The organism is Aquimarina sp. MMG016 (assembly GCF_018100805.1).
In the GTDB taxonomy this organism is placed as follows: Bacteria; Bacteroidota; Bacteroidia; order Flavobacteriales; family Flavobacteriaceae; genus Aquimarina.
Window position 1 is genome coordinate 395094 of sequence record NZ_JAGJEA010000002.1, and the last position, 24220, is coordinate 419313.

A 24220-nucleotide genomic window follows, 5' to 3' on the forward strand; every position below is an offset into this window, starting at 1 on the left:
GAATGAAGATATTTTTTGTATGCATTGTATCGTTTTTGTCACTCTGTAACATTCAGGCACAGGGCCTTCTTAAAGATGTTAATTCTATTCAACCAGATGAAGAATTCGATAATATTTTGGTTAAAAAAATCTATTCGGACAAGAATGCTTCGACTTTTGTGATTTGGATCAAAAAAGGAGTAAAACCACATAAACACCTTGAGCATACTGAGCAAGTTCATATTCTTGAAGGAAAAGCAGAAATGATCTTAGGTGATCAAAAGTTACTTGTAAAAGCCGGAGATTGGATCACTATTCCAGAACAAACTATTCATGCTGTAAAAGTAATAGAAGAGTTAAAAGTAATTTCTATCTAAACTCCTGAATTCTTAGGAAATGACAGGGTTTTTATTGATTAATTCTTAACCAAAACCTCTAAACTTTTCATAAAATCTACTGAGTGTATTGATTTATAAAGTAAATTCAGTACATAATCAGTTAGGAAAAGTTATGAATGTACCCTCAGAGTATACAATTTTAGCAATTGTATCACTGTTCATTACTACTGTTAGTGCTCAATACAAAGAAAATGATTGGAATGAGCGTGATAAATGGATGAATGTTGCTAAAATTTTCGAAATTACAAATATCAAAACAGGTGATGTAGTTGCAGATATAGGTTGTCATGAAGGCTATCTTTCAATCCATTTGGCAAATACGATTGGTGAATCCGGTAAGGTTTATGCTGTTGATGTTCGACAGGATCGGTTAGATAGATTAGATGAACATGTAAAGCAAAGAAATCTGACTAATGTCGAAACCATTTTAGGAGATTATGATAATCCTAAATTACCTGAAGGAAAATTAGATGCCGTTATTGTCATGGATACCTATCATGAAATGAAAGACTATAGGGATATCCTAGAGCACATCAAAAAATCTTTAAAACCAAATGGTAAAGTTGTAATTATTGAGAAGTTTAAAAAACATATGCTCAATAAATCTCGTGATGAACAAGTAGATGAGCATACTATATCATCAGAGTATGTAACAGAAGAGTTAGAAAAAGCAGGCTTCTCTATATCAACCTATGTTCACGATTTCGGAAGATGGAAAAATGAAGCTGATAAAAGAATTTGGATTGTAGTAGGAGATGTTAATAAAATATAAAGGCTGAATTCAATATAAATTCAGCCTTCTCTCTTTTTTAATATGCATAACGTTTACGCTCTACATATAATATGTCTTTTCGATCATATAAATTAACAGTTCGATCAAGAAGCGAGTTTTGCTTATGTAAAGTATTCCTTAATCTATTTTTGATATTTTTTAGCGTTCTCATATTGATGGTTTTTTGATCCACCATAGGCGGACGGGTTGATGAATTGCTTTGATGATTTTAGAATTTTATCTGTATCTTCTTTTAGTATTCCAGATATATCCTTTGGTATTGTTTGATTTTTTTGTGATTTGATTGCTGTCTAGAGTTCTCATGATTATTGTTTTTTGATCCACCATAGGTGGACAGGTTGATGAATTGTTTTAGTGATTTTAGAATCTTATCTGTATCTTCTTTTAGTATTCCAGATATATCCTTTAGTATTATTTAATTTTTTTGTGATTTGGTTGTTGTCTAAGGTTCTCATGATTGTTGATTTTTGATCCACCATAGGCGGACAGGTTGATGAATTGTTTTAATGATTTTAGAATCTTATCTGTATCTTCTTTTAGTATTCCAGATATATCCTTTAGTATTGTTTGATTTTTTTGTGATTTGATTGCTGTCTAAAGTTCTCATAATTGTTGTTTTTAAAGATTGATATTTATCTATATGACGTATTAAATTCAATTTCGTTACAGTACTATGTATAAAAAGGTACTATTTTAACTTGTTTTAACAAATATTACTGCTAAAAACAGTAAATAGGACAGGTTTTGGTACTGTATTTTAGACTCAATTATTCTATTTTTATACTAAAACTAACTTTGATGGATATAGATTTATCAGGAAAAACAATATTAGTAACAGGAGCTTCTGATGGAATAGGAAAAGGTATCGCAAATTTTTTAATGCAAATGGGAGGCACTGTAGCTGTTCATTATAATAGAAACAAAACCTCTGCCAAAGATTTAATATCTAAGTATCCTGAAACAGGCTCCAAAGTATTTAAGGCAGATTTATCTGAGAGAGAGGAAGTGCTTTCACTTTTCAAGGAAGTACGAAAAGCTTTTGGGAAAATAGATGTTGTTATTTTGAACGCAGGTGTATTTCTTCCACATTCGACCAAAAAAACTACAGAAGATTGGTTTTCTGTTTGGAGAAAGACCATGGCTATCAATTTAGACGCAGTGGGATTGTTGACCAAATTAGGAATAGAGCATTTTTTGGAACAAGGAGAAGGGCGATTTATTTACATAGCTAGCCGAGCAGTTTTTAGAGGAGAGACTGAAGAGTATCTAGGGTATGCTGCTTCAAAAGGAGGTATCGTATCTCTGGCAAGAAGCGTAGCCCGTTCTTTTGGAAAACAAAACATTAAATCTTTTATTGTTTCACCTGGTTTTACCAGAACACAAATGGCAGAAAGTTTTATTAAAAAGTATGGAGAAGAAAATGTGCTAAATGAAATAGCACTAAATGAACTTACTAAACCCGAAGATTTAGCTCCACTAATTGCATTGATGTGTAGTGGAGCGATGGATCATGCTACAGGTGCTACTATTGATATGAATGCAGGAAGTCATATTAGATAATATGCGCTATTCCTTAACTCTAATGGCTTCAAAAGTTTTAAAAAGAATTCCTTTATAAGCTCTGATATAACATAAATTTAAATCATCATTATCAATCCATACTTTTACGGTATAGGTTTTTCCGCTATCTGCATTATATATTGTCCCCCCTGATAAATATCCATCTTCGTCATAGTTTAGGTCATTAAGAATATCTATACCTACTAATTTTCGACTTCGAAGTTCTTTAGAAGGGTTTTTATTATCTAAACCATTAAGGTTAGATATTGGGTGTTCTGCACGTTTAAGGATTTTTCCATAAAAAGTATTGTGTTGTTCATATATCTCGATAATGGATCCTCCTTGGATACGCCATTTTCCTATATAAGTTTCAGGAGTAACAGACAATGATGCATTCAGAAAAAATATACCTAGTAGTAAGATAATTCTGGTCGTAAAAAGCATAAAGTTGAATAGTGTTAGCACCGTAATGTAATAATAATTTTCCAAAACACTTAATAAATTGTTAAAATCAAACTGAATTTACAGGATTTGTTTCTTGTAAGATTAATGGTTTTATTACAAAATTTTATGTGCTTACCGTAGAATAATTATGTGTTTAAATTTTGTTTAAAATTCTCACTGATTTTATTATTACCTTGTAGATTAACGAACTGTTAATCAATAATTAAAACAAATAATCTTAAACTCAATTTAACTTAAAAACTACTCTTAAAACCATGAAAAATGTTTTCATTTTTGCACTATTAGTGATCTTCACTTTTAGTACAAAACTTATCGCACAACAAAATGATTTAGAACGAGCCAATGAATACCTCGATATTAAAGGAGAAGTAATTTTTACTTTCTTTATTCAGGATAAATCAGAGCTTAGCACTATTACCAAAGAATTATCGATTGTTCATTACGACGAAGCAACTAGAACTGTAAAGGTGATGGCTAATAAAAACCAGTTTTCTAATTTTTTACTAAAAAATATTCCTTTTAAAGCTTCTCAAAAAGATAATATAGTTGGTGAACGATTAATGACAAAGGATTTGACCATTAAAGCAGCTACTTTTCCCTTAACAGCATATCCAACCTATGCAGATTATGTATCTATGATGAACGATTTTGCCACGAATAACGCATCAATATGTAAGCTAGAAAATATTGGAGCAACCACAGAAGGTGATAAATCAATTCTATTCGTAAAACTATCGGATAATGTTAATGATAATGAGCAAGAACCAAGAGTGATGTATACATCATCTATGCATGGTGATGAAATTGCCGGTTACCCTATGATGCTTAATCTTATCGATTATTTACTCAATGCGTATAATGATACTAGTAACCCACGTCATGCAGAAATCAAGAACCTTTTGGATAATAATGAAGTATGGATTAACCCGTTGGCAAATCCCGATGGTACTTATAGAAATAGTGCAAATAATACATCTGTGGCAAATGCAACACGTGGAAATGCTAATAATGTAGACTTAAATAGAAATTACCCTGACCCAGACGATGGTCCTAATCCGGATGGTAATTCGTATCAGACAGAGACTTTAGCTTTTATGGCTTTTGCTGACTCTAAACATTTCGTGTTGTCTGCTAATTTTCACGGAGGTATCGAATTAATTAATTATCCTTGGGATACTTATGCAGGAGCACACCCGGATGAGGATTATTTTATACATGTGTCTGAAGAATACAGGGATTTATGTCAGGCTAATAGTCCAAATGGGTATTTTGATGGTTTAAATAATGGGATTACTAATGGTTATGATTGGTATGAAGTACAGGGAGGAAGACAAGATTATCAAATCTATAATCAAAAAGGAAGAGAAGTAACTGTGGAATTATCAAATGCTAAAACACCAGCTTCTAGTCAATTAGTAAATTTTTGGAATTATAATAGAGATGCGTTGATAGCTTTTTTAAATCAGATAAACTATGGAATACGAGGAGTAGTTACGGATGCAGTAACTAATCAGCCTATAGAAGCAAAAGTTACTATTATCGGAAAAGAAAGTTATGAATCCTGGGTTCCCACAGAACTACCAGAAGGGGATTATTATAGACCTATAAAAGGTGGGACATATGATATTTTGTTTGAAGCAGAATGTTATGAATCAATTACTATTACTGGAGTTTCTGTTTCTGATAATGCTTCAGTGGTACAAAATGTGCAATTAACACCTATAGGAGGTGTGGCACCAACTGGGTTGATAGCATCTAATATTCAGTCTACAGCCGCGACTTTAAGTTGGACAGCCAGCTCAGGAGCTTCGTATGATCTGCGATATCGTACTATTGGAAGTACCAATTGGACAACAGTGCCATCGACAAATAATACTTTAAATATTACAGGTTTACTTGCTGAAACGCAATATGAAGCCCAGGTAAGAAGTAATTGTTCTGGAGGATCAAGCTCTCCATATAGCAATGCTATCAATTTCACAACTACTTCTACATCAGCCTGTGCAGGAATAAACAATTTCCCATATAAGGAGAGTTTTGAATCTGGTTTAGGAGTTTGGACAAATGCGTCTGGAGATGATATTGATTGGACTCGTGATTCTGGAGGCACCCCTTCTAACGGAACGGGACCTTCATCAGGGCAGGATGGAGCTTTTTATATGTATACAGAGGCTTCCGGATCTACGACAGGTTATCCTAATAAAGTTGCGATTCTAAACAGCCCATGTATAGATCTTTCCAACCTACTAGGAGTATCTCTGGAATTTGGATATCATATGTATGGCACTAATATGGGAACTCTCGAGGTTTTGGTAAGTACAGATAATGGAGGAAGTTATACTTCGATCTGGTCACAGACCGGGAACCAAGGAAATTCATGGAATCAGTCTACTATTGATCTTACATCTTATGCAGGATCAGTGATTAAATTACAATTCATAGGAACTACAGGTAATGGTTTTAGAAGTGACATAGCTGTCGATAATATTAAAATACAATCTTCTACACCTGATACTGAAGCACCAACGACTCCTGGTAATTTGTCAGTTCTTAATGTCACTGCTACTACCGCAAATCTTTCTTGGAATGCTTCAACAGATAATATAGGGGTAACGGAATATGAGATTTACCAAGGAAATACTTTGTTAACAAACTCAACAACTAATAATACAGTAGTTGCTGGTTTATCTCCTAATACAACATATTCTTTTTCTGTAGTAGCTAAAGATGCTGCGGGAAACAGTTCTCCACCAAGTAACTCAATAAACGTTACTACATTAGAAACTACACTAACGTATTGTGATTCTAAAGGGAATAATGTAAATGATGAATTTATAGATTATGTAGGATTAGGCGGAATAGATAATGTTACCGGAGCGAATGAAGGATATGGTGATTTTACATCCTTGATAGGGAATGTACCTTATGGTTCTAATACGATTACTTTAAGTGTTGGATATACAGGTACAATCTATACTGAATTTTGGAGTGTCTGGATTGATCTTAATCAGAATGGTATATTTGAATCTACAGAACTTGTAATGTCCGATTCTACAAGAAGTAGTGCGAATCAATCATATAATTTTAATGTTCCAAATACCGCACTCTCGGGTAATACCAGAATGCGTGTATCTATGAAATATAATTCAGCTTCAGCTCCTTGTGAAACTTTTACTTACGGAGAGGTAGAAGATTATACAGTAAATATAGGAGCTCCTTCAATTTTGAAACAAAATGATATAATACAAAAAAATAATAACCTTTGGTTATATCCAAATCCTGTTCAAAATGGTGTCTTATTTGTAAAAGGATTACAAGATAGAAAAGCTTCGTATGCTATTGTAAACTATTTAGGTCAGGTCGTTAATCAGGCTAAACTATTAGAAAACCAGATTGATGTATCATCTTTAAATAACGGAATATATATATTAAAGGTAAATAGCAATCAAGAACTAATAACCAAAAGGTTTTTGATAAGTAAATAAAACAATATTGAATATTAGAAAACGAGCCATATGATTACATAAGGCTCGTTTTTTATTACTACTTAACTTATCTCTCCAATATGCACTGGAGTCAATATTTCAGTTTCCTGTTCAGTATACATGCGAGATTTGATTACAAACCGAACACCTAAAGGGATTTCCAGAGAAAAACTAGATCCACGTCCTTCTACAACATCTACGGTAAGTTGAGTATGTTTCCAATACTCAAACTGATCCTGAGACATATAAAAATCACAGTGGTGAATACTTCCTAACCAAATATCAGTTTCATTAATCATTAATTCTCCTTTGGGATAGCACATAGGAGAAGAACCATCACAACAACCTCCACTTTGATGAAACATCAATTCCCCGTGTTCCTTCCGTAGGATTTCTATTATAGCTTTTGCAGCATCGGTAACCGTTACACGCAATATCATAATATTAGTTTTTAGAAAAATCCAAGTGCCTTTTTATCATAGGATATAAGCATATTTTTGGTTTGGCGATAGTGATTGAGCATCATTTTATGATTTTCTCGACCTATACCAGATTTTTTATAACCTCCAAAAGGTGCATGCGCAGGGTAATTATGATAGCAATTTACCCAAACACGACCTGCTTGGACTGCTCTAGAGATTTGATATGCTTGATGTGTATCACGTGTCCATACTCCAGCACCTAGTCCATATAACGTATCATTAGCAATTTCTATAGCTTCGGCTTCATCTTTAAAAGTAGTGACACACGCTACAGGCCCAAAAATCTCTTCTTGAAATACACGCATTTTGTTATTTCCTCTTAATAATGTGGGTTGCACATAATATCCATTTTCTAAACCTTCTACATAAGCAGCCTTACCACCGGTAAGAACCTCACATCCTTCATCTTTTCCAATATTGATGTAGTTAATAACCTTTTCAAATTGATCATTTGATGCTTGTGCTCCCATCATAGTTTCGGGATCAAGAGGATGCCCTAGTTTAATTGCTTCCGTACGTTCAATAACACGTTCAATAAATTGATCATAAATACTTTCTTGTATTAGAATTCTTGATGGGCAAGTGCAAACTTCTCCTTGATTTAAAGCAAACATAACTGCTCCTTCCAAACACTTATCAAAGAAGTCATCATCGGTTTCCATGATACTTTCGAAGAAAATGTTAGGAGATTTTCCACCTAATTCTAGAGTGACCGGAGTAATATTTTTTGATGCATACTGCATGATTAATTGTCCGGTAGTAGTTTCTCCTGTAAATGCTACTTTTTTAATACGTGGATTAGACGCCAGTGGTTTCCCAGCTTCTATACCAAAACCATTTACTACGTTAAGCACACCGGGAGGTAATATACCTTCAATCAGTTCCATTAAAATCATAATACCAACAGGTGTTTGTTCTGCAGGTTTTAATACAACACAATTTCCTGCTGCTAGTGCAGGAGCTACTTTCCAGGTAGCCATTAATATAGGAAAATTCCAAGGGATGATTTGTCCTACTACACCAAGTGGTTCAGGTATATTAAGGCATAAAGTATTATTATCTATTTCGCTTGCGGAACCTTCTTCTGCACGAATGACTCCTGCAAAATATCTAAAATGATCTATAGCCAGCGGCATATCAGCCGCAAGAGTTTCTCTAATAGCTTTTCCGTTGTCCCAGGTCTCAGCTCTGGCCAGTTCTTCTAAATTTTCTTCAATAACGTCTGCAATTTTTAATAAACAATTACTCCGAAAAGTAGCAGAGGAGTTATTCCATTCTGGCGCGGCTTTCCAGGCGGCGTCTATAGCGAGTTCAATATCTTCACTAGTCGATCGTGCTACTTTAGTAAAACTGGTTCCATCAACTGGCGAAATGTTATCAAAATATTCACCCTTAACTGGGCTTGTCCATTTTCCTCCAATATAATTATCATATTGGGCTTTGAAGCTAGGTCTTTTTTCTTTGCCTTTTGGAGTTGGTTTGGCGATACTCATAATAATAAAATTAAAATGTTGTGAGAATAGAGATAAAATTGATTTGTCAAACAAAAAAAGTTAACGGTTTGACAATAAAGGACGTACCTTTAAATATAACTCATTTTTGACAATTTCAAGTAAGGAATCTTGTTAATATTATTATTAATTCTATGGAATTATTATGTTTTTTTAGAAGAATTAAATTTCACATTATTTTTAAGGATTAGTCGCTTTCAGAAAGTAAATGATAAAGTAAATCGTTTACCTTTTTTAGGAGTAATATATTGTAAAGAGGAATTATTTAAGTATAAATTGAATTTTGTACTCATAGATAGAGTTAGAGGAATTGTCGTCCGTCAACTCATTAATTTTATGGTCAAATAATCTTTCCAAGCTATTGCCGGCCAAGTCTTCGATTTTTGGGCTAAATACAATATGATAAATACCTTTTTTCCATGGATAGATAGGAGTGAACTCTAATATAGTTTCATGGTCACTTAACTTCCAGGTACCTTGTATTTCATTTTCTTTGTTATGCAGTATAGAAATATTGTTTAAAGTACTGCCATAATCGAGAGATTCATTACAATCAATGATAAGAGAAGATGTAGAATTGATTTTGGGAGGGATTAGGTTCCAGGAATTTATAGTCGGCTTATTGCGATCAGCGATTGTAGTTTGAAAAGAGTGCATAAAATCCTTTTTCATCCCAACACCATTCTGATCTTCTAATGTTTTTAATACAACTAGACTATACTTATTAAAACCATCCTTATTAAAAACAGGTCCTAGTTTTGTATTAGGGATTAGTCCGCGTTTTTGTCTACCAGGTTCAATCCATACTGTTAGTAGTTTACCATTATCTGATATTAAAGCATTTTCCAGAGGAAGTATTGATCTAGGTATTGTATCTCCAACAGCATTTAGAAAGCGTATATGATTGTAAACGAAAACTTCACTTATTGGATTTGAGAATTGGATATACCACTTTAAAATATTAGAAGGAAGAATCTTTGAAGAAGGGTATATTGCTTCAACTTTTAGAGGTTTATAGCTTTTAGGAGGAGTTTTTATTATAAAATAATCAATTATGTTTTCATATACGATTGTATATTCTTGATTATAAGTAAATGGTACTAATGGAAAAAAATGAAGTCGTTTATCTTCTTCTCTTATTTCACCCAATATAGGGTTGGTAGTTGATAAATCACTTTCAGTAATTTGACCTCTATATATTTTAAAGTCATCTATTTTGTTTGTATCTCGATATAATACAATTTGGGTTTGATCAAAAGTAAAATCCGGAGATGTTTGAGCTAACATCTCCGGAATACTACAAAGTAATATTATTGTAATGTAAATAAGGTTCTTCAAACTAGATTATATTATTTAACCCACCAACTACTACCCATTTTCAACGCTAGGTTACCGTTTGATTCTCTTTGTACCATAAGAAAATCGGTATCTCCATATTTATCCAATTGTTGAACGTTAACAAATGGAAGGTTTACATAACTAACTCCTTCGGCAGCACCCTTCTTTGTAACCGGTGTGGTAAGTGAATCTTCATAAGCTTCGAGGTCTTTAAAATCCATTTTCATTAGAGGTCGATTGTTATTAGCAATGAGCAGATAATGTTTATCTTCACTTCCTATTTCTATGATATCTACTGGAGAATTACCACTACCTAATTCTGCTACTGTTCTACCTTTATTATGCTTTCCTGGTTTTATTTCATTTATAGGAAAAACTACAAGTGGGGTACAGGTATATCCTGCAACAATATGTGTATTGCCTTTGATCTTTGTTGGAATAAATGTTTTGATAGGGGCGTGAGTTTCGTATTTACCGTGTGCGGCATGATAGATTTCTAAGGAACTATAATTCTGTTCTTTAGAAAAAGGAAAATCAATGGATCTAAACGTGGAAGCGAACTCTTTGTTGCTTAAACCTGATAAAAGCACTTTGCCAGAGGAATATTTTATATCCGCTACAGCCCATTTACGAAGCTCTCGACCTCGTTTATCTTTTGCTTCTTTAGCCACAGGATCCAATAAAGTGGTTTTACTAAAAGAAACATTATCCAGTGGTACTACCTTTAATGTGTTATTGTCAACTCTTAATAATACTACCTTACCTGAACTATGAAGTATAGACAGATAAATATTGTTATTCTCGGGGTTAACAGCCATATCGGTGATTTGAATCTGGTCTACTTTAGAACCAAGCATATCAGCAATAAGATTATCCAGTTGATTAATTTTTACTTTAGAATTATCTGTTTTAGCATGTTTACTTAGATCAACTGCTACAATCTGTGCTGATTTACTATCACCAATAAACAAAATACCTTCAGGGCCAAAAAACATACTGTTAATAGATGTTATACCTGGATCACCTGTTTTGAAATCTGATTTTAGCGAAGAATTAGCCTGAATTGTAAATGTCGAAAAAAGAAAGATAGATAGGATGGTGGAAGTCAAATATGTTTTCATGATGAGTGATTTATGAAATGATCAATTTTTTAAAATTAAAGAAAAAGAGTAGAGGGTGCAGTTAAAAAACTCCCAATAGTACTTAAAGATATGTTAGGTAATTATAATTCTATTTTAGAGTACTATAAATGTATAAACACAGATATTTAGTTGTTCCTTATAAACACTTTATTGGACTTTAAATACTACAATAAGTTTTTGAAGAAGCTCATAATAGTCTATTTATTATATATGAGGAAGGTAGCATTATAAATATGCAGAAAGAATACTACATGCTTTAGACGAAATATAAAGGGTTAATTCAGAAAACATATGAATACTACTACTTTCTAACAGAATCTATAATATCCTTTATTTCTACTCCCATATAATCAGCAATTCTTTGTAATCTCTCGAAGTCTTTTGCCAGGTTTTTTCTCTTGACTACATAATCTCCTGCCTGTGGACTAACTCCTAATGTTTTAGAAATTCCATACACCGTTTTTTGCCCATTACTTTTTTTAAGTAATCTTTTTAATTTCTTGTTAACCATAATAAAATAAGATAAAAGGAATCAAATATACAAATAAATTTTTATTAAAAAAATATTTGTATATTAAAAAAATGATTGTATATTTGAAAAACAAATTCAAACAAACACAACTATGAGACTTTTATTAATTACGGCTATTCTTTTTTCAACTTATGCAACTGCAAATACTTCATTAACTAATCCAGTTAATGACAAGGAGAAATCAAAAAAGGAACGTAAAACAGAAACTGAAGAGAATACTATTAAGAATAGAAGCTTTCACTCTGTAAAGAAGTGGAAAATGAATATAGAATATAAAAATGGAGATGTAATTTCTAAAACGATTAGCGTTAAAGAAGATTCAGAAGTAAGTGCTATGGATACTGCATTTGCTGAAGCAGAGAAGTATTTAAAAAAAGCAAAAAACATTAAAAGTTATCACATTACCCCAGTAGCTAATAATTCTTATGTTGTACTAGCTGGAGAATAAAAATATTACTTTCGTCTCAAAACTACTTTGAGACGATATCCTACTTATCTTATGACCGGGCAGTTTATACTGCCCTTTTTTTTGTGAAGAATTTTATCATTTTTGCTTAAAAGAAAGTAAAAAATATCCTTTGAATATTCGTTTTGCTCTTTCCTTTTCTTGCTCAGAAATTGGGTTATTATCTAATATCAATCCCGCTAATGGATACTTTTCTGTTTCATAAACCCGAGGAATTGTTTTTATATTACAATTATTAATATGCACCATAAACAAAGAATTCATTTTGGTAAAAGCTTCGGGTAATTTTTTGAATTTATTATACCCTGTGTGTATAACCCAGACCTTTTTCATTCCAGATATTTCGATTGGTATTTCAGAAAGCTCATTATGATCAATATATAAGAATCGTATTTGATCTAATTTTCCAATAGTTTTAGGCAGTATTTTTAGGTTGTTATGATCTAACCACAAAGAATATAGATTAGGTAATTTGCTTAAAAATTGATAATTCTTTTCTGCTATTAGATTATTATATGAAAGATTAAGATCTTTTATTGCTGTTAAAGTTGAAATATTCTCGGGAAGTAACTTTATGTTGTTCCCTTTTAGGTTCAAAAATTCTATAGAAAGTTTACCTATAAGTTTAAAAGTTTTATCAAAATCTAAATTTGGGTTATATGCTAAAGAAAGTTGTTTGAGATTCTTAAATTGGAGAATAGATTCTGGTAATTGTTTTAGATCTAAATTATCAAGAGTTAATATTTCAAGAGTCGTAATATTTTCTAGCTCTTTAAATATCTTATCTAAATCCAAATCTGAATTGTTACTCAGATTTAGCATTCTTAAATCTTTTAATTTCGAAATTGATTTTGGTAAGGCGTCTAAATTTTGATTACTAAGATCAAGTCGATATATTTTAGGAATATCATTTTTCGGAATAGAAGAGTAGGTTTTACTATAAAAACTAGTGTAAGTATTACAACCATTAATTGTAATAATTACAAAGACAATAATGGTATATTGTACTATTTTTCTAATCATCTGATATTTCCTTGTGATAAACGTTACCAGTAATTTCTATATATAACTTATCATTGGCTTCAACATTCCAAGGGAATCTTGGATTTAAGCCGATACCATCGTGTAAGGTATTTTGTATATATGCTCCCGCTTTTTGACTATTCATTCCTAATTTGGTATAAATTGAAAAATGATCCTCTTGGTATAAACCAAATGAATATAAGTTTCCATAAAAAAGGTCTGTTAGGGGAGGCAGTGTAAACCAAACATTCTTTCGCCCATCATCAGAATTTATTTGATTTCTTGGAGAACGACTGTAATCAGGCCGCGGAGTAAATAAATCTATTCCAAATCCTAATTGATGTATTGTTTCCAGATCTTGAATTCTTGTAAAACCAATATTTAAAGTACCTGTAACCCCATAATCGGTTCCCGTACCACTAAATAACCCTATCTTAAAATCATTTAGAAAAGCAAAATGTATATTATGATTAGCATTGCTGAATCTCATTAATAGCATACCTCGTTTTAAACCATACGATTTTAATTGTTTTGGTAACACATCTTTACTAAATCCAAAACCAATTCCATTGAAACCGCTCTTTTTCTTTGCGTTAAATATAACTGTAGTATTCATTTCTGAAATTGAAGATCCTAGCAGATTACTGTTTTTTCCAATTCCTCCTAATGTAAAAAATTCATATGAATATGCTAGTCCTGAAGATTTTATGGTATGTCGTTTTAAGAATTGATAAGAAGCAAAGGACAAGCCGCTTTCTATTGAAATATCACCATAATTCAGTGTTCCAAAACTTTGAATTCCAAGCTTAAGCCATTGATTTTGATTGCCGAGAGTAATTTCGGCTTTTATTAGAATTCCACCATTAGCTTCAAATCTTTGAGCGTACATCATAGTAAAACAACTTAAGAATGTGATAAAAAGATATTTTCTTAAGCTGTCTGAACTCATAATTATCTTCTTGGGTGAAAATTGTGTATGACTTCGCTTAGATGTTTTTTGTCAACGTGCATGTATATTTCTGTGGTGGTAATACTTTCATGACCTAGCATCATTTGTATTGCCCTTAGATCTGCGCCATTTTCTAACAGGTGGGTAGCAAAGGAATGCCTAAAAGTATGAGGACTTACATTTTTCTTAATTTTGGATTTTTCTACCAAACGTTTTATGATCGTAAAAATCATTGCACGGGTTAATTGTTTTCCTCTTCGATTTAAGAATAAAGTATCCTCATGTCCTTTTTGGATGTTAATATGGTTTCTGATCTCTTCGGTATAGATATTAATATATTTTTGTGTGGTTTCTCCAATAGGAACGAATCGTTGTTTATTTCCTTTCCCGGTAACACTTATGTATCCTTCGTCAAAAAAAAGATTAGATAGTTTTAATTCGATTAATTCGCTGACACGCAATCCACAGCCGTATAATGTCTCTATGATGGCTCTATTTCTTTCACCTTCAGGTTTACTAAGATCAATTTGGGCAATGATAATATCTATTTCTTCAACAGAGAGTGTGTCCGGAAGTTTTCTTCCTATTTTTGGTGCTTCAATAAGTTCCATAGGATTTGTCTCCCTATAATCTTCAAAAACAAGGTAGTTGAAAAAACTCTTTAGGCCAGAAATAATTCTGGATTGGGATCTGGCATTTACCAATTTAGCTGTTTCATAAACAAACTTTTGCAAAGTTTCCTTTTCTATAGAAAGAGGAGAAGTTTGAATTTCGTTTTCCTCTAGAAATTTTAGTAAACGATGTATATCAAAACTATAATTGATAATAGAGTTTTCTGACAATCCACGTTCTATACGCAAATAGTGCTCATAATCTTTTATAGCGTGACTCCATTTCATTATTCTAATATAAAAAGAAAAACCATTCGCCTTAGACGAATGGTTTTAAAATATTAAGATTGAGATCTTTTTAGAATTTATATACTAGACCAAGAGTGATGTCTTCTAAATTAACACCAAAATTAAATTCATCTGTAGATTCAGAGTTATCTACATCTGGCTCAGTAGTCTGATAAGATATAGCTCCCCAGAAAGCTTCTAAAGCAAAACTGTCACTAATGAAATAGCTAACCCCAGGACCAACACCTAGACCAAAACCTGTAGTGTCTAAATCAGTAGCACCATTGTCTTCTTTTTGAGATAAGTAGTTTAAACCAAGTTCTCCAAAAACAGAGAATTTATTACCAGGAGTGAAATAGTAACGTCCAAAAACTCCTGCCGTAAGGATTGTTTCGTCGAACTCACCACCCGGAAATTCTTCAGATATACTTTCATATCCAATTCTCAAACCAGCTGCAATGTTATCTGTTACAAAATATGCTGCTCTTGGAGAAAGAACGAATGTATTGTCCTTGATATCTCCAGTAGTTTCAGAGCTATAACCAACAGCTCCAGAAATGAAAATATCACCCTTAGCAAATCCACCATCCTGGGCATTTGCAAAAGTAAAAGCCGCAAGGGCTAAAACAGTTAAAACTAATTTTTTCATAATAATTGTTTGTTTAAAGTTTGGGCTAAGCTATTTATTATACTTGTGTAAAACGTTAAAAAAATGCTAATTTTGTGTGTTTTATCGGTTAACAGATACCTTTTAACGATGGTAGATGTTGATAAACACTAGGTTATCGAATAAATTGAATTATTTGATTTTATTGAATAGATAGTACAATTTTAAAAAATAAAACTACTTTTGGATAGTTATAGAGTGTATTATGATAAGATATATATTATTTACAGTATTGCTTACTAGTTCATTTTTAATTCAGGCTCAGGATGAAGATCCCTTATATACCAGAGCAGGGTTTAAGGCAGGTATTAATTATGCAGATGTATCAGGGATAGATTCTGATGGAAGAACACGAGTACATCTAGGTGCAGTAATAGAGTTCCCCATTACTTCCAGATTTTATATACAACCAGAAATATTGTATTCTGCACAAGGCTATATAATTAAAGAGCCCAATGGAGTAGAGAATAAGATTAGTCTTAATTATCTTACTTTACCAATAATTAGTAAAATTTATTTTACAGAAAAGTTCAGTTTAGAAACTGGTCCTAGGTTTGCAACTTTAGCCAATTCTACAAACTCAATAGGAGATGAAACTGATGAGTTTTTTGATTCTTTCGAAGATTTTGACTTTAGTTGGAGTTTTGGAGCTGGTTATAAACTAGAAAGTGGGCTTTTTTTTCAATTACGTTATAATTTAGGTTTAAGTAAAATCAATAATAGCAGTTTGGATACTAATGACAGAAGAAATGCTGTAGCACAATTATCCGTAGGATATCTATTTAAAACAAAAAATAACCGTAGACAAGAATACGGAGAAGAATAATGAAAATACTAATTATAAATGGCCCTAACTTAAATCTTTTAGGTAAAAGAGAGCCTGGAATATATGGAAATCAAACATTTGAAGAGTTTTTTGCAGATTTAAAAAACAAATTTAAAGAAGCAAATTTGTCATATTATCAATCTAATATTGAAGGAGAACTAATCACAGAAATTCAAGATGCAGATGGTGTATATGATGGAGTTATTCTGAATGCAGGTGCTTATACCCATACTTCTATCGGTATTGGTGATGCTATTAAAGCCGTTTCGGTTCCGGTTATCGAAGTTCATATCTCCAATACTTTTGGCAGAGAAGAATTTAGACATCAATCTTATATTTCTCCTAATGCAAAGGGGGTAATTCTTGGTTTTGGATTGCAAAGTTATATTCTAGCCATACAAAGTTTTCTTTCGTCATAATGCATAAAACCTATTTTAACTGGAGTAGCGGCAAGGATTCTGCATTAGCGTTATATCATATTTTCAAGAATTCTGATTATCAAATCTCTACACTAGTGACTACAGTAAATAGCGATTATGGTCGTGTTTCTATGCATGGTCTTAGAGAAAAGCTTTTAGATCAACAAGTAAGAAGTATTAATTTACCTATAACCAAAATTCAGCTTCCGGCTCAGGTTTCTATGGCTTCTTATAATGAAGTGATGCTTAAAAAAGTTTCTTATTTAAAAGAGCAAGGATATACACATTGTGTTTTTGGTGACATATTTTTAGAAGATTTAAAAGAATATCGAGAAAAACAATTACAGAATGTTGGAATTCAAGGAGTTTTCCCGCTTTGGAGAAAAAACACTAAAGATTTATTATTAGAATTTATAAAGCTTGGTTTTAAGGCAATTACGGTTTGTGTAAATGCTAAATATCTTGATAAGTCCTTTTGCGGTAGACTTCTTGATGAATCGTTTTTAAAAGATCTTCCTTCTGATGTTGATCCCTGTGGTGAAAATGGAGAGTTTCACACATTTGTATTTGATGGCCCTATTTTTAAAGAACCCATACAATTCGAGATAGGAGAGAAAGTACGCAGAAGCTATGAACCTTCAAAAGATGAAGATGATAACTGTTTTGCGGATCAAGATGTTAGTTGGGACACTTCTTTTTGGTATTGTGATTTGATTCCTAAATAAAATAGGGTTTTATATCCTAAAAAAACTGAAAAAACTCCAGTGTTTTTCCCCTTTTATATATAGGTAATTTTCTCTACATTTAATCTTTACTCTTTAAAACCTTTATAATGCGAGGACCTATTATTTTATCCGATACGGATGCAATAGAGGCAAATTCAGTTTTTGATCATTGGTTAACTAACGAACCTGTTACTTTATTGGTTGTTCTTGGCTCTGATCCAATTGCAAAAATGGCATTGAGTAAATCGGATGAATTAATTAACTCAGGGGATATAAATTATCATAGTTCTAGGGTAATTCTAGCTACAAACACTTCTCTAATTAAGAATAAGCTTAAAAAACTACTTGTCAATCCAAAATTAAATAGGATTAATTGGAGTGCTTTAGACCAATATGTGATTCTTTCGATTTCGAATAAGTTTAATAATATTGGATCGATAGTTTTAAAAACAAAGTTTCCTAATCAACCCAGGGGATATATCAATAGGATTATCAGAAAAGCACAGGTAAATGACATAGATCTTTCCTAGTAATTTGCATTTTTAAAACCTTAGTTATGAAGTCTTTAAAATATTTTCTTGTCTTTTTTATATTATCATTTTGTGAAATTTTGTTGGCACAAGATATGGTGATTACTATTTCTGAAGAAGATCAGGATGGAAAATATCTGAACAGAGATGGAACAATTAAACCTGGTTTCATTAATGCTAAAATAGCCGATATCAACAGTACTTTAGATATTAACCTGAATAAAAATACATTAATAACAAAGATAGGAGGATCATTTCAGGCTAGACTTCCTAATGATTTGTCATCAAAACTTTCTAAGCTAACAAAAGTTATGGAAAGTAGGAATGAATCATTAAAAAATTTAGAACGTATAGTAAATCTATACGATTATAATAACTTTAGAACAGACAGCAATGCTTATAACAACTATATAACTCAATTACAACAAGCCGTTGCAAAACTTGAGGAAATAGCAGAGATTGATCCAAGAATTGAAGAAAGAGCTTTAGAGTTTGATGATTTGTATGGCAGTGTATATCAAGCAGCAGAGGCTGTTTTTAATGATGTATATATCGAGTTTAAAAATTTCACAAATCGAGAAGGGGTAAACATACAATTTGGAAGTTGGCTGGTTGCAAAGGGAAGAAAAATACCTATTCATTTACAAGGATTTGACAGTATCGCACCTCAGAGCCCCTTTGAAGTAGAACGCTGGCAATTTTCACCTACGGATGAGCAAATAGAAGAATTAGAAAAACTCACTCAATATGCTAACGAAAATAGAGGAGTAGAAGATGAGATTCTTAAAAATATTGTTAGAAATCAAATACAACAACTCCGTGATTTTACAGATACCAAAATATTAGAATTACAACGGAAGGTAGAAGAAGCATTAGAAAGAGTAAGAACAGAATTAGGAGAAACCATTAGTCCAAAATTGAAGACTTTATTTGATGAAATCGACAGGACTATAGTATTAATAGAAGATTTTGTAAGAGAAATAACTATTCGTAAAAAATATTATCAAAATATTATTTCTGGTTCACCATATACAATAGATGAGTTAATTTTTAGATTACAACGTGATGTAAAGTTTGTAAAAGATGATAAAGGCAAAGAGGTATTGAATCAGATTGTTAATATTGCTAATTTGATCAATTCATCAGATGAAGATATTACAAAAGACCTTAAAGTTGTTTTTAATGATTTAAAAGAAGAATTTGAAATAGGAATTAGTGTATTCTCTAATTCAGTAACTGATAATATACGTATTTTCTTATATGGTGAAGATCTTGATTTTGCAGCATTAAAGTTTAGTGAAGAAGTCTTTAGTCTATCATTAGATGATTTACCAGAGTCTACTAGATTGGATCTCATCGATACCGGAGTCAGAAAAGATGGAGATCAATTAGCATTTAAATTAGAGGTAAGATCAAAAAAAGGAATTATTTATACCGAGAATAGAAAGCTTTATATGTTTAGAGTTTTGACACATATAGAAGGCACAGTTGGGGTTATTTTTGCTGATCCACTAGCTCGCACAGAAATAAAGACTCAATTTCAGATGGCTCCATACTATAATATGATTATAAAAGGATTATTTGATCAAAAGTTAAGAAGAAGGAGTGTGCCCTACAATCGGATTTTTGATTGGGGAATTGGACTTCACTTATCAGCGCCTGATTTTGATGGTGATGATGTTCCTGAATTAGGAACTGGAATCGTAATTTCTATGCTACACGATTATATACAGTCTGGTGCTGCAATTAATGTATTTAACGGAGATCCGTATTGGTTTTTCGGTTTACGATTGCCGGTACCATCATTCAATATTGGTTCCTTACCCAGTACATCGAACTAAAACTTAGAATTGTTTGGAACCAAAAACACCTTGTCAGTATTGACAAGGTGTTTTTTATATGTGTAAAATATAATTTTATAAATGAATAACTTCATCATAAGCATCAGCAACTGCTTCCATCACTGCTTCACTCATTGTTGGATGAGGGTGAATTGCTTTTAATACTTCGTGACCAGTAGTTTCTAACTTTCTACCTAAAACAGCTTCTGCGATCATATCAGTAACTCCAGCACCAATCATATGGCAACCTAACCATTCACCATATTTAGCATCAAAGATTACTTTTACGAAACCATCTTTGGTTCCAGCGGCACTTGCTTTTCCGGATGCAGAGAAAGGAAATTTACCAATTTTTAAATCATAACCAGCTTCTTTGGCTTGCTTTTCTGTCATACCCACACTAGCAATCTCAGGAGAAGCATAAGTACATCCAGGAATATTTCCGTAGTCTATAGCTTCTACGTGCATTCCAGCAATTTTCTCTACACAAGTAATTCCTTCTGCAGAAGCAACGTGCGCTAATGCAGGGCCAGCTACTACATCACCAATAGCATACACTCCTGGGATATTAGTTTGATACCAGTCATTTACTACAATTTTATCTCTATCTGTTGCAATACCCAGTTCTTCTAAACCAATATTTTCGATATTTGTTTTAATACCTACTGCAGATAAAACAACATCTGCTTCAAGAATTTCTTCTCCTTTTTTAGTTTTTACGGTAGCCTTTACTCCATCTCCAGTGGTGTCAACACTTTCTACAGAAGAATTAGTCATTACTTTAATTCCAGCCTTTTTAAAGCTACGCTCGAATTGTTTGGACACTTCTTCATCCTCTAAAGGAACCAGAGTAGGTAAGAATTCTACAATAGTAACTTCTGTACCCATTGCATTATAGAAATGTGCAAACTCAACACCTATTGCTCCTGAACCAACAACAATCATTTTCTTTGGTTGAGAAGGAAGTGTCATGGCTTCTCTATAACCGATCACTTTTTTACCATCTTGTGGTAAATTAGGTAATTCTCTAGATCTAGCGCCTGTTGCAATAATAATGTGCTTAGCTTCAAAATCAGTAGCTTTTCCATCTTTATTAGTAACAGTAACCTTATTATTAGCTTTTAGTTTACCAAAACCGTCAATAACATCTATTTTGTTTTTCTTCATCAGGAATTGCACACCTTTGCTCATTCCTTCAGCAACACCGCGACTACGTTTTACAACGGCATCAAAATCTTTATCAAATTTTTCAATCGTAAGTCCATAATCAGAAGCATGCTTTAGATAATCAAATACCTGTGCACTTTTAAGTAATGCTTTTGTTGGAATACAACCCCAGTTTAAACAAACACCTCCTAGGCTTTCCTTTTCAATTATTGCAGTTTTAAAACCTAATTGCGAAGCCCTAATTGCGGTAACATAACCACCAGGACCACTCCCTAAAACGATGATATCATATGTGCTCATAAATGTCGAAATTTTTCAAGTCACGAATTTAAGGATAATTAAGCTAACCTAAAAAGGAATTAAGGTTTCCTTAGATAAGACTATTTCATCACGAGAATAAATAAAAAAACACTATCATATAGATAGTGTTAATTATATATTAAGTACATATTTGTTTAACAAATTAATTATCAAACAAATATTAATTAGCAGAAACTTTAATAATATCTGTTGTTTTTAAATTAAGTGATGACAAAAGACTTTCCATATCTTGTAATTCTAAATTTTTAGCTTGTCCAAAGGCACTTGGAACCACAACAATCCTAAAGACTTGTCCTGTAGCCAAATCAGCTGGTACCAAATTAGGGTTATTACTTTCTAAAAGAATATCTACATCTCTATTTGTAAAATTAAATCGGTAAAGCACCGTAGTATCAGCACCGTCATTTAAAAATATAGTTGCAGTAGGCAGAGGTTCCCATATATCTCTATTGTCATTTGTTACATCTTCTAATCTATATACAAGAACATTGTCTGCATCAAATATGGCTTGCGGAAATGTAAAACCAATACCAAACTCATTAGCATCATTAAATATTACATTATCTATTTCATAAACAGCTGCTAACTCTTCTGCACCATCTAACCCATCTAAACCATCTAGCCCGGGAGGTCCTTCTGGTCCTTCGCAAGAGGTTAAAATAATTGTTGAAACGAACAAAAGTGTGAAGATTTTTTTCATAATATAAGAATTGTTATTTGTATGTTACCTGTATCATCAATAAGTGTTCCAAAAATAATAATTAAGGTGTTTTAGGATTTATCAAAATCAACACTAACTGAGTTTACACAATATCTTTGACCGGTTTCTGTGGGTCCATCATTAAAAACATGACCTAGGTGGCTTCCACAATTGGCACATAATATTTCTGTACGAATCATTCCATGAGAAGTATCTCTAATATATTCTACACGTCCTTCAATAGATTTATCAAAGCTAGGCCAACCACAACCTGAATCAAATTTAGTAGCACTTTCGAATAAAGGAGTGTTACAGGCCATACAAGTATATGTACCTTCTTCAAAATGCATATTGTATTCTCCAGTAAAAGGTCTCTCTGTTCCTTTTTGTCTTAGTACTCTATATTGTTCTTCAGATAGCTGTTGTTTCCACTCAGCTTCAGTTTTTTGAATAGGATATTTATTCATCTTTTTATTTTTTTGGTTTAAAAACTAGAGCATCTCCATTAATACAATGTCTCATACCTGTGGTTTCTCGCGGCCCATCATTAAACACGTGTCCTAAATGACCACCACAGGTTCCACATAATAGTTCTGTACGGGCATAACCAATTTTATAGTCTGTGTCAGTTTCTATATTACCTTTCACGCCTCTATCAAAACTAGGCCAACCGGTACCACTATCAAATTTATGTTTACTTTCATATAAAGGAGTATTACACGCTGCACAATGAAAAGTGCCGGAAGCATACACCTTATTCAGAGGACTAGAAAAAGGTCTTTCTGTTCCAGCTTTTCTTAAGATATAATATTGTTCAGAAGTTAGTATTTCTTTCCATTCTTTATCTGTTTTAGAAACTGCATATACTTTTTTTTCTTTTACAGACTCTTTTTTTTGGGCATTCCCAGTACAACTTATTATCAGTACACTTAGGATCAAGAAAATATAATGTTTCATATGTTTAAATATTTAATTAATATCAAAGTATAGTCGTATAAATTAACAAAACATGACACTTATAGCTTTTATTCAGAAATAAACTTAATGATCTCAGAAATAACCTTATCATTACCTAGAATCTTTCTATGTCCTAAGTTTTCGGTAAGTAAAAGCTTCCCTTTTTCGAGTTTATCAACTATTTCATGAGCAGAACTATAGTGCACATCTACATCATTTTTATCATGAATAACTAAAGTAGGTATTTTTACACCAGCTGCAGAGACACTTCCGGAGTAATTATCTAAATCTTCCCCATATCTTTTATCAAAATACGTCTTAAGGTGCTGTGCTACTTTTTTGCTTAATCCTAGACTTTTTGCAAAATTTTTGGTAACGGCAGTTATACTATTTGCTGTACCAATGATAACTAATTTTTTTATGGAGAGCCCAAACTTTGTAGTTCTTAATAAAGCCATTCCGCCTAAAGAATGACCAATAGCAGCTTCAAATGGTCCATACTCTTTTTCTATATAATTAATAGTCTCCAGAAAATGTGGCATTATAGTACGTTTTCCCGGAGCTTTTCCGTGTGCTGGAGCATCAAAACTTACTGTACTATATCCATTTAATAATAGCTGATCTGCAATTTTAGAGAGTTGGGTTCCACTGCCGGACCATCCATGAGAGAGTAGTACTTTTTTGTCAGAGTCACCATATTGATATATAATAATATCTCGATTAACTTTATCTATAAATACCTTTTCTTTTTTACTATTATCGTACATTAATTTTTCTCGTTCTGGCATTTGATACCCAAAAGGAGTGAGAAAAATTCTTGCTGCAAACCTTGATGCTACAAAAGGGGAAAGCCAATTCAATAATTTCCCAGTGTATTGTATTGATTTAGGAACTAAAAGTGTTTGAATTGGTATTAGATCTTTATCATTTTTATTCATAAAGAACAATTTTTTTTAAGGTAAAATTAGTTGTTAATCGAGCTTTGGATCAAACAATTAAGAATAATTAACATTCATAATATGATAAAAGAAAAATATATTCTCAT

The 24220-nt window shown here is 32.4% G+C and carries 26 protein-coding genes; 10 read left to right on the forward strand and 16 right to left on the reverse strand.

Features of this window, described 5'->3' with window-relative positions; all coding sequences use genetic code 11:
- The first annotated feature begins 2 nt into the window (after positions 1-2).
- Both J8M14_RS04695 and J8M14_RS04700 read left to right on the forward strand, forming a co-directional pair.
- Positions 3-356, forward strand: coding sequence for a cupin domain-containing protein (locus tag J8M14_RS04695; RefSeq protein ID WP_211073422.1), 354 nt, complete (start codon positions 3-5; stop codon positions 354-356).
- 88 nt (positions 357-444) lie between these two features.
- Positions 445-1149 (forward strand): class I SAM-dependent methyltransferase, encoded by a 705-nt coding sequence (locus tag J8M14_RS04700; RefSeq protein WP_247672547.1) that lies wholly within the window; start codon positions 445-447, stop codon positions 1147-1149.
- Between the two features lie 37 nt (positions 1150-1186).
- Here the strand turns inward: J8M14_RS04700 and J8M14_RS23260 are convergent, their stop codons facing one another.
- Entirely contained in the window at positions 1187-1321 is a 135-nt protein-coding gene (locus J8M14_RS23260; RefSeq protein ID WP_282100234.1) for a hypothetical protein, read from the reverse strand.
- 647 nt (positions 1322-1968) lie between these two features.
- On the opposite strand from J8M14_RS23260, the gene J8M14_RS04705 reads away from it, so the two are divergent.
- Positions 1969-2730 (forward strand): SDR family oxidoreductase, encoded by a 762-nt coding sequence (locus tag J8M14_RS04705; RefSeq protein WP_247672548.1) that lies wholly within the window; start codon positions 1969-1971, stop codon positions 2728-2730.
- Between the two features lie 6 nt (positions 2731-2736).
- Here J8M14_RS04705 and J8M14_RS04710 read toward each other — a convergent pair whose 3' ends face one another.
- Positions 2737-3174 carry a DUF2147 domain-containing protein gene (locus tag J8M14_RS04710; protein ID WP_211073423.1) on the reverse strand — a complete coding sequence of 146 codons (438 nt, stop codon included), beginning with the start codon at positions 3172-3174 and terminating at the stop codon, positions 2737-2739.
- A 275-nt stretch (positions 3175-3449) separates the two neighbouring features.
- Here J8M14_RS04710 and J8M14_RS04715 point away from each other — a divergent pair, with 275 nt between their 5' ends.
- Positions 3450-6680, forward strand: coding sequence for a M14 family zinc carboxypeptidase (locus tag J8M14_RS04715; RefSeq protein WP_211073424.1), 3231 nt, complete (start codon positions 3450-3452; stop codon positions 6678-6680).
- Between the two features lie 62 nt (positions 6681-6742).
- Here J8M14_RS04715 and J8M14_RS04720 read toward each other — a convergent pair whose 3' ends face one another.
- From J8M14_RS04720 to J8M14_RS04740, 5 genes are all read right to left on the reverse strand, one after another.
- Positions 6743-7120, reverse strand: coding sequence for a DUF779 domain-containing protein (locus J8M14_RS04720; RefSeq protein WP_211073425.1), 378 nt, complete (start codon positions 7118-7120; stop codon positions 6743-6745).
- Between the two features lie 11 nt (positions 7121-7131).
- Entirely contained in the window at positions 7132-8655 is a 1524-nt protein-coding gene (locus tag J8M14_RS04725; RefSeq protein WP_211073426.1) for an aldehyde dehydrogenase family protein, read from the reverse strand.
- A 279-nt stretch (positions 8656-8934) separates the two neighbouring features.
- Positions 8935-10011, reverse strand: coding sequence for an Ig-like domain-containing protein (locus J8M14_RS04730; RefSeq protein WP_211073427.1), 1077 nt, complete (start codon positions 10009-10011; stop codon positions 8935-8937).
- An 11-nt stretch (positions 10012-10022) separates the two neighbouring features.
- Positions 10023-11132 (reverse strand): hypothetical protein, encoded by a 1110-nt coding sequence (locus J8M14_RS04735; RefSeq protein ID WP_211073428.1) that lies wholly within the window; start codon positions 11130-11132, stop codon positions 10023-10025.
- Between the two features lie 322 nt (positions 11133-11454).
- Positions 11455-11664 carry a hypothetical protein gene (locus J8M14_RS04740; protein ID WP_211073429.1) on the reverse strand — a complete coding sequence of 70 codons (210 nt, stop codon included), beginning with the start codon at positions 11662-11664 and terminating at the stop codon, positions 11455-11457.
- A gap of 112 nt (positions 11665-11776) precedes the next feature.
- On the opposite strand from J8M14_RS04740, the gene J8M14_RS04745 reads away from it, so the two are divergent.
- Complete coding sequence (locus J8M14_RS04745) at positions 11777-12133, forward strand: hypothetical protein (RefSeq protein ID WP_211073430.1); 357 nt, start codon at positions 11777-11779, stop codon at positions 12131-12133.
- A gap of 96 nt (positions 12134-12229) precedes the next feature.
- On the opposite strand, the gene J8M14_RS04750 is transcribed toward J8M14_RS04745, so the two are convergent.
- The 4 genes from J8M14_RS04750 to J8M14_RS04765 form a co-directional block, all read right to left on the reverse strand.
- Positions 12230-13174, reverse strand: coding sequence for a hypothetical protein (locus tag J8M14_RS04750; protein WP_211073431.1), 945 nt, complete (start codon positions 13172-13174; stop codon positions 12230-12232).
- Entirely contained in the window at positions 13167-14123 is a 957-nt protein-coding gene (locus J8M14_RS04755) for a hypothetical protein (protein ID WP_211073432.1), read from the reverse strand. The genes J8M14_RS04750 and J8M14_RS04755 overlap by 8 nt, the downstream gene beginning before the upstream one ends.
- Before the next feature lie 2 nt (positions 14124-14125).
- Positions 14126-15022 carry a site-specific tyrosine recombinase XerD gene (gene xerD, locus J8M14_RS04760; RefSeq protein ID WP_211073433.1) on the reverse strand — a complete coding sequence of 299 codons (897 nt, stop codon included), beginning with the start codon at positions 15020-15022 and terminating at the stop codon, positions 14126-14128.
- Positions 15023-15092: 70 nt separating this feature from the next.
- Positions 15093-15671 (reverse strand): porin family protein, encoded by a 579-nt coding sequence (locus J8M14_RS04765; RefSeq protein ID WP_211073434.1) that lies wholly within the window; start codon positions 15669-15671, stop codon positions 15093-15095.
- A 223-nt stretch (positions 15672-15894) separates the two neighbouring features.
- Between J8M14_RS04765 and J8M14_RS04770 the strand changes: the two genes are divergently transcribed.
- The 5 genes from J8M14_RS04770 (at position 15895) to J8M14_RS04790 (ending at position 20030) form a co-directional block, all read left to right on the forward strand.
- Positions 15895-16515: a porin family protein gene (locus J8M14_RS04770; protein ID WP_211073435.1), complete on the forward strand. Its 621-nt coding sequence runs from the start codon at positions 15895-15897 to the stop codon at positions 16513-16515.
- Positions 16515-16934: a type II 3-dehydroquinate dehydratase gene (aroQ, locus tag J8M14_RS04775; RefSeq protein WP_211073436.1), complete on the forward strand. Its 420-nt coding sequence runs from the start codon at positions 16515-16517 to the stop codon at positions 16932-16934. The genes J8M14_RS04770 and aroQ overlap by 1 nt, the downstream gene beginning before the upstream one ends.
- Positions 16934-17659: a diphthine--ammonia ligase gene (locus J8M14_RS04780; protein WP_211073437.1), complete on the forward strand. Its 726-nt coding sequence runs from the start codon at positions 16934-16936 to the stop codon at positions 17657-17659. The genes aroQ and J8M14_RS04780 overlap by 1 nt, the downstream gene beginning before the upstream one ends.
- A gap of 107 nt (positions 17660-17766) precedes the next feature.
- The gene (locus J8M14_RS04785; RefSeq protein ID WP_211073438.1) at positions 17767-18189 is read left to right on the forward strand and encodes a hypothetical protein; all 423 of its coding nucleotides are present in this window, start codon (positions 17767-17769) and stop codon (positions 18187-18189) included.
- 26 nt (positions 18190-18215) lie between these two features.
- Entirely contained in the window at positions 18216-20030 is a 1815-nt protein-coding gene (locus J8M14_RS04790; protein ID WP_211073439.1) for a hypothetical protein, read from the forward strand.
- A 75-nt stretch (positions 20031-20105) separates the two neighbouring features.
- Here J8M14_RS04790 and lpdA read toward each other — a convergent pair whose 3' ends face one another.
- The 5 genes from lpdA to J8M14_RS04815 form a co-directional block, all read right to left on the reverse strand.
- Entirely contained in the window at positions 20106-21497 is a 1392-nt protein-coding gene (gene lpdA, locus J8M14_RS04795; protein WP_211073440.1) for a dihydrolipoyl dehydrogenase, read from the reverse strand.
- 181 nt (positions 21498-21678) lie between these two features.
- Positions 21679-22218 carry a collagen-like protein gene (locus tag J8M14_RS04800; RefSeq protein ID WP_211073441.1) on the reverse strand — a complete coding sequence of 180 codons (540 nt, stop codon included), beginning with the start codon at positions 22216-22218 and terminating at the stop codon, positions 21679-21681.
- A gap of 71 nt (positions 22219-22289) precedes the next feature.
- Positions 22290-22685: a peptide-methionine (R)-S-oxide reductase MsrB gene (gene msrB, locus J8M14_RS04805; protein ID WP_211073442.1), complete on the reverse strand. Its 396-nt coding sequence runs from the start codon at positions 22683-22685 to the stop codon at positions 22290-22292.
- A gap of 4 nt (positions 22686-22689) precedes the next feature.
- Entirely contained in the window at positions 22690-23175 is a 486-nt protein-coding gene (gene msrB / locus J8M14_RS04810; protein WP_211073443.1) for a peptide-methionine (R)-S-oxide reductase MsrB, read from the reverse strand.
- 68 nt (positions 23176-23243) lie between these two features.
- On the reverse strand, positions 23244-24113 hold the full coding sequence (locus J8M14_RS04815) for an alpha/beta hydrolase (protein ID WP_211073444.1): 870 nt from the start codon (positions 24111-24113) through the stop codon (positions 23244-23246).
- Between the last annotated feature and the right edge of the window lie 107 nt (positions 24114-24220).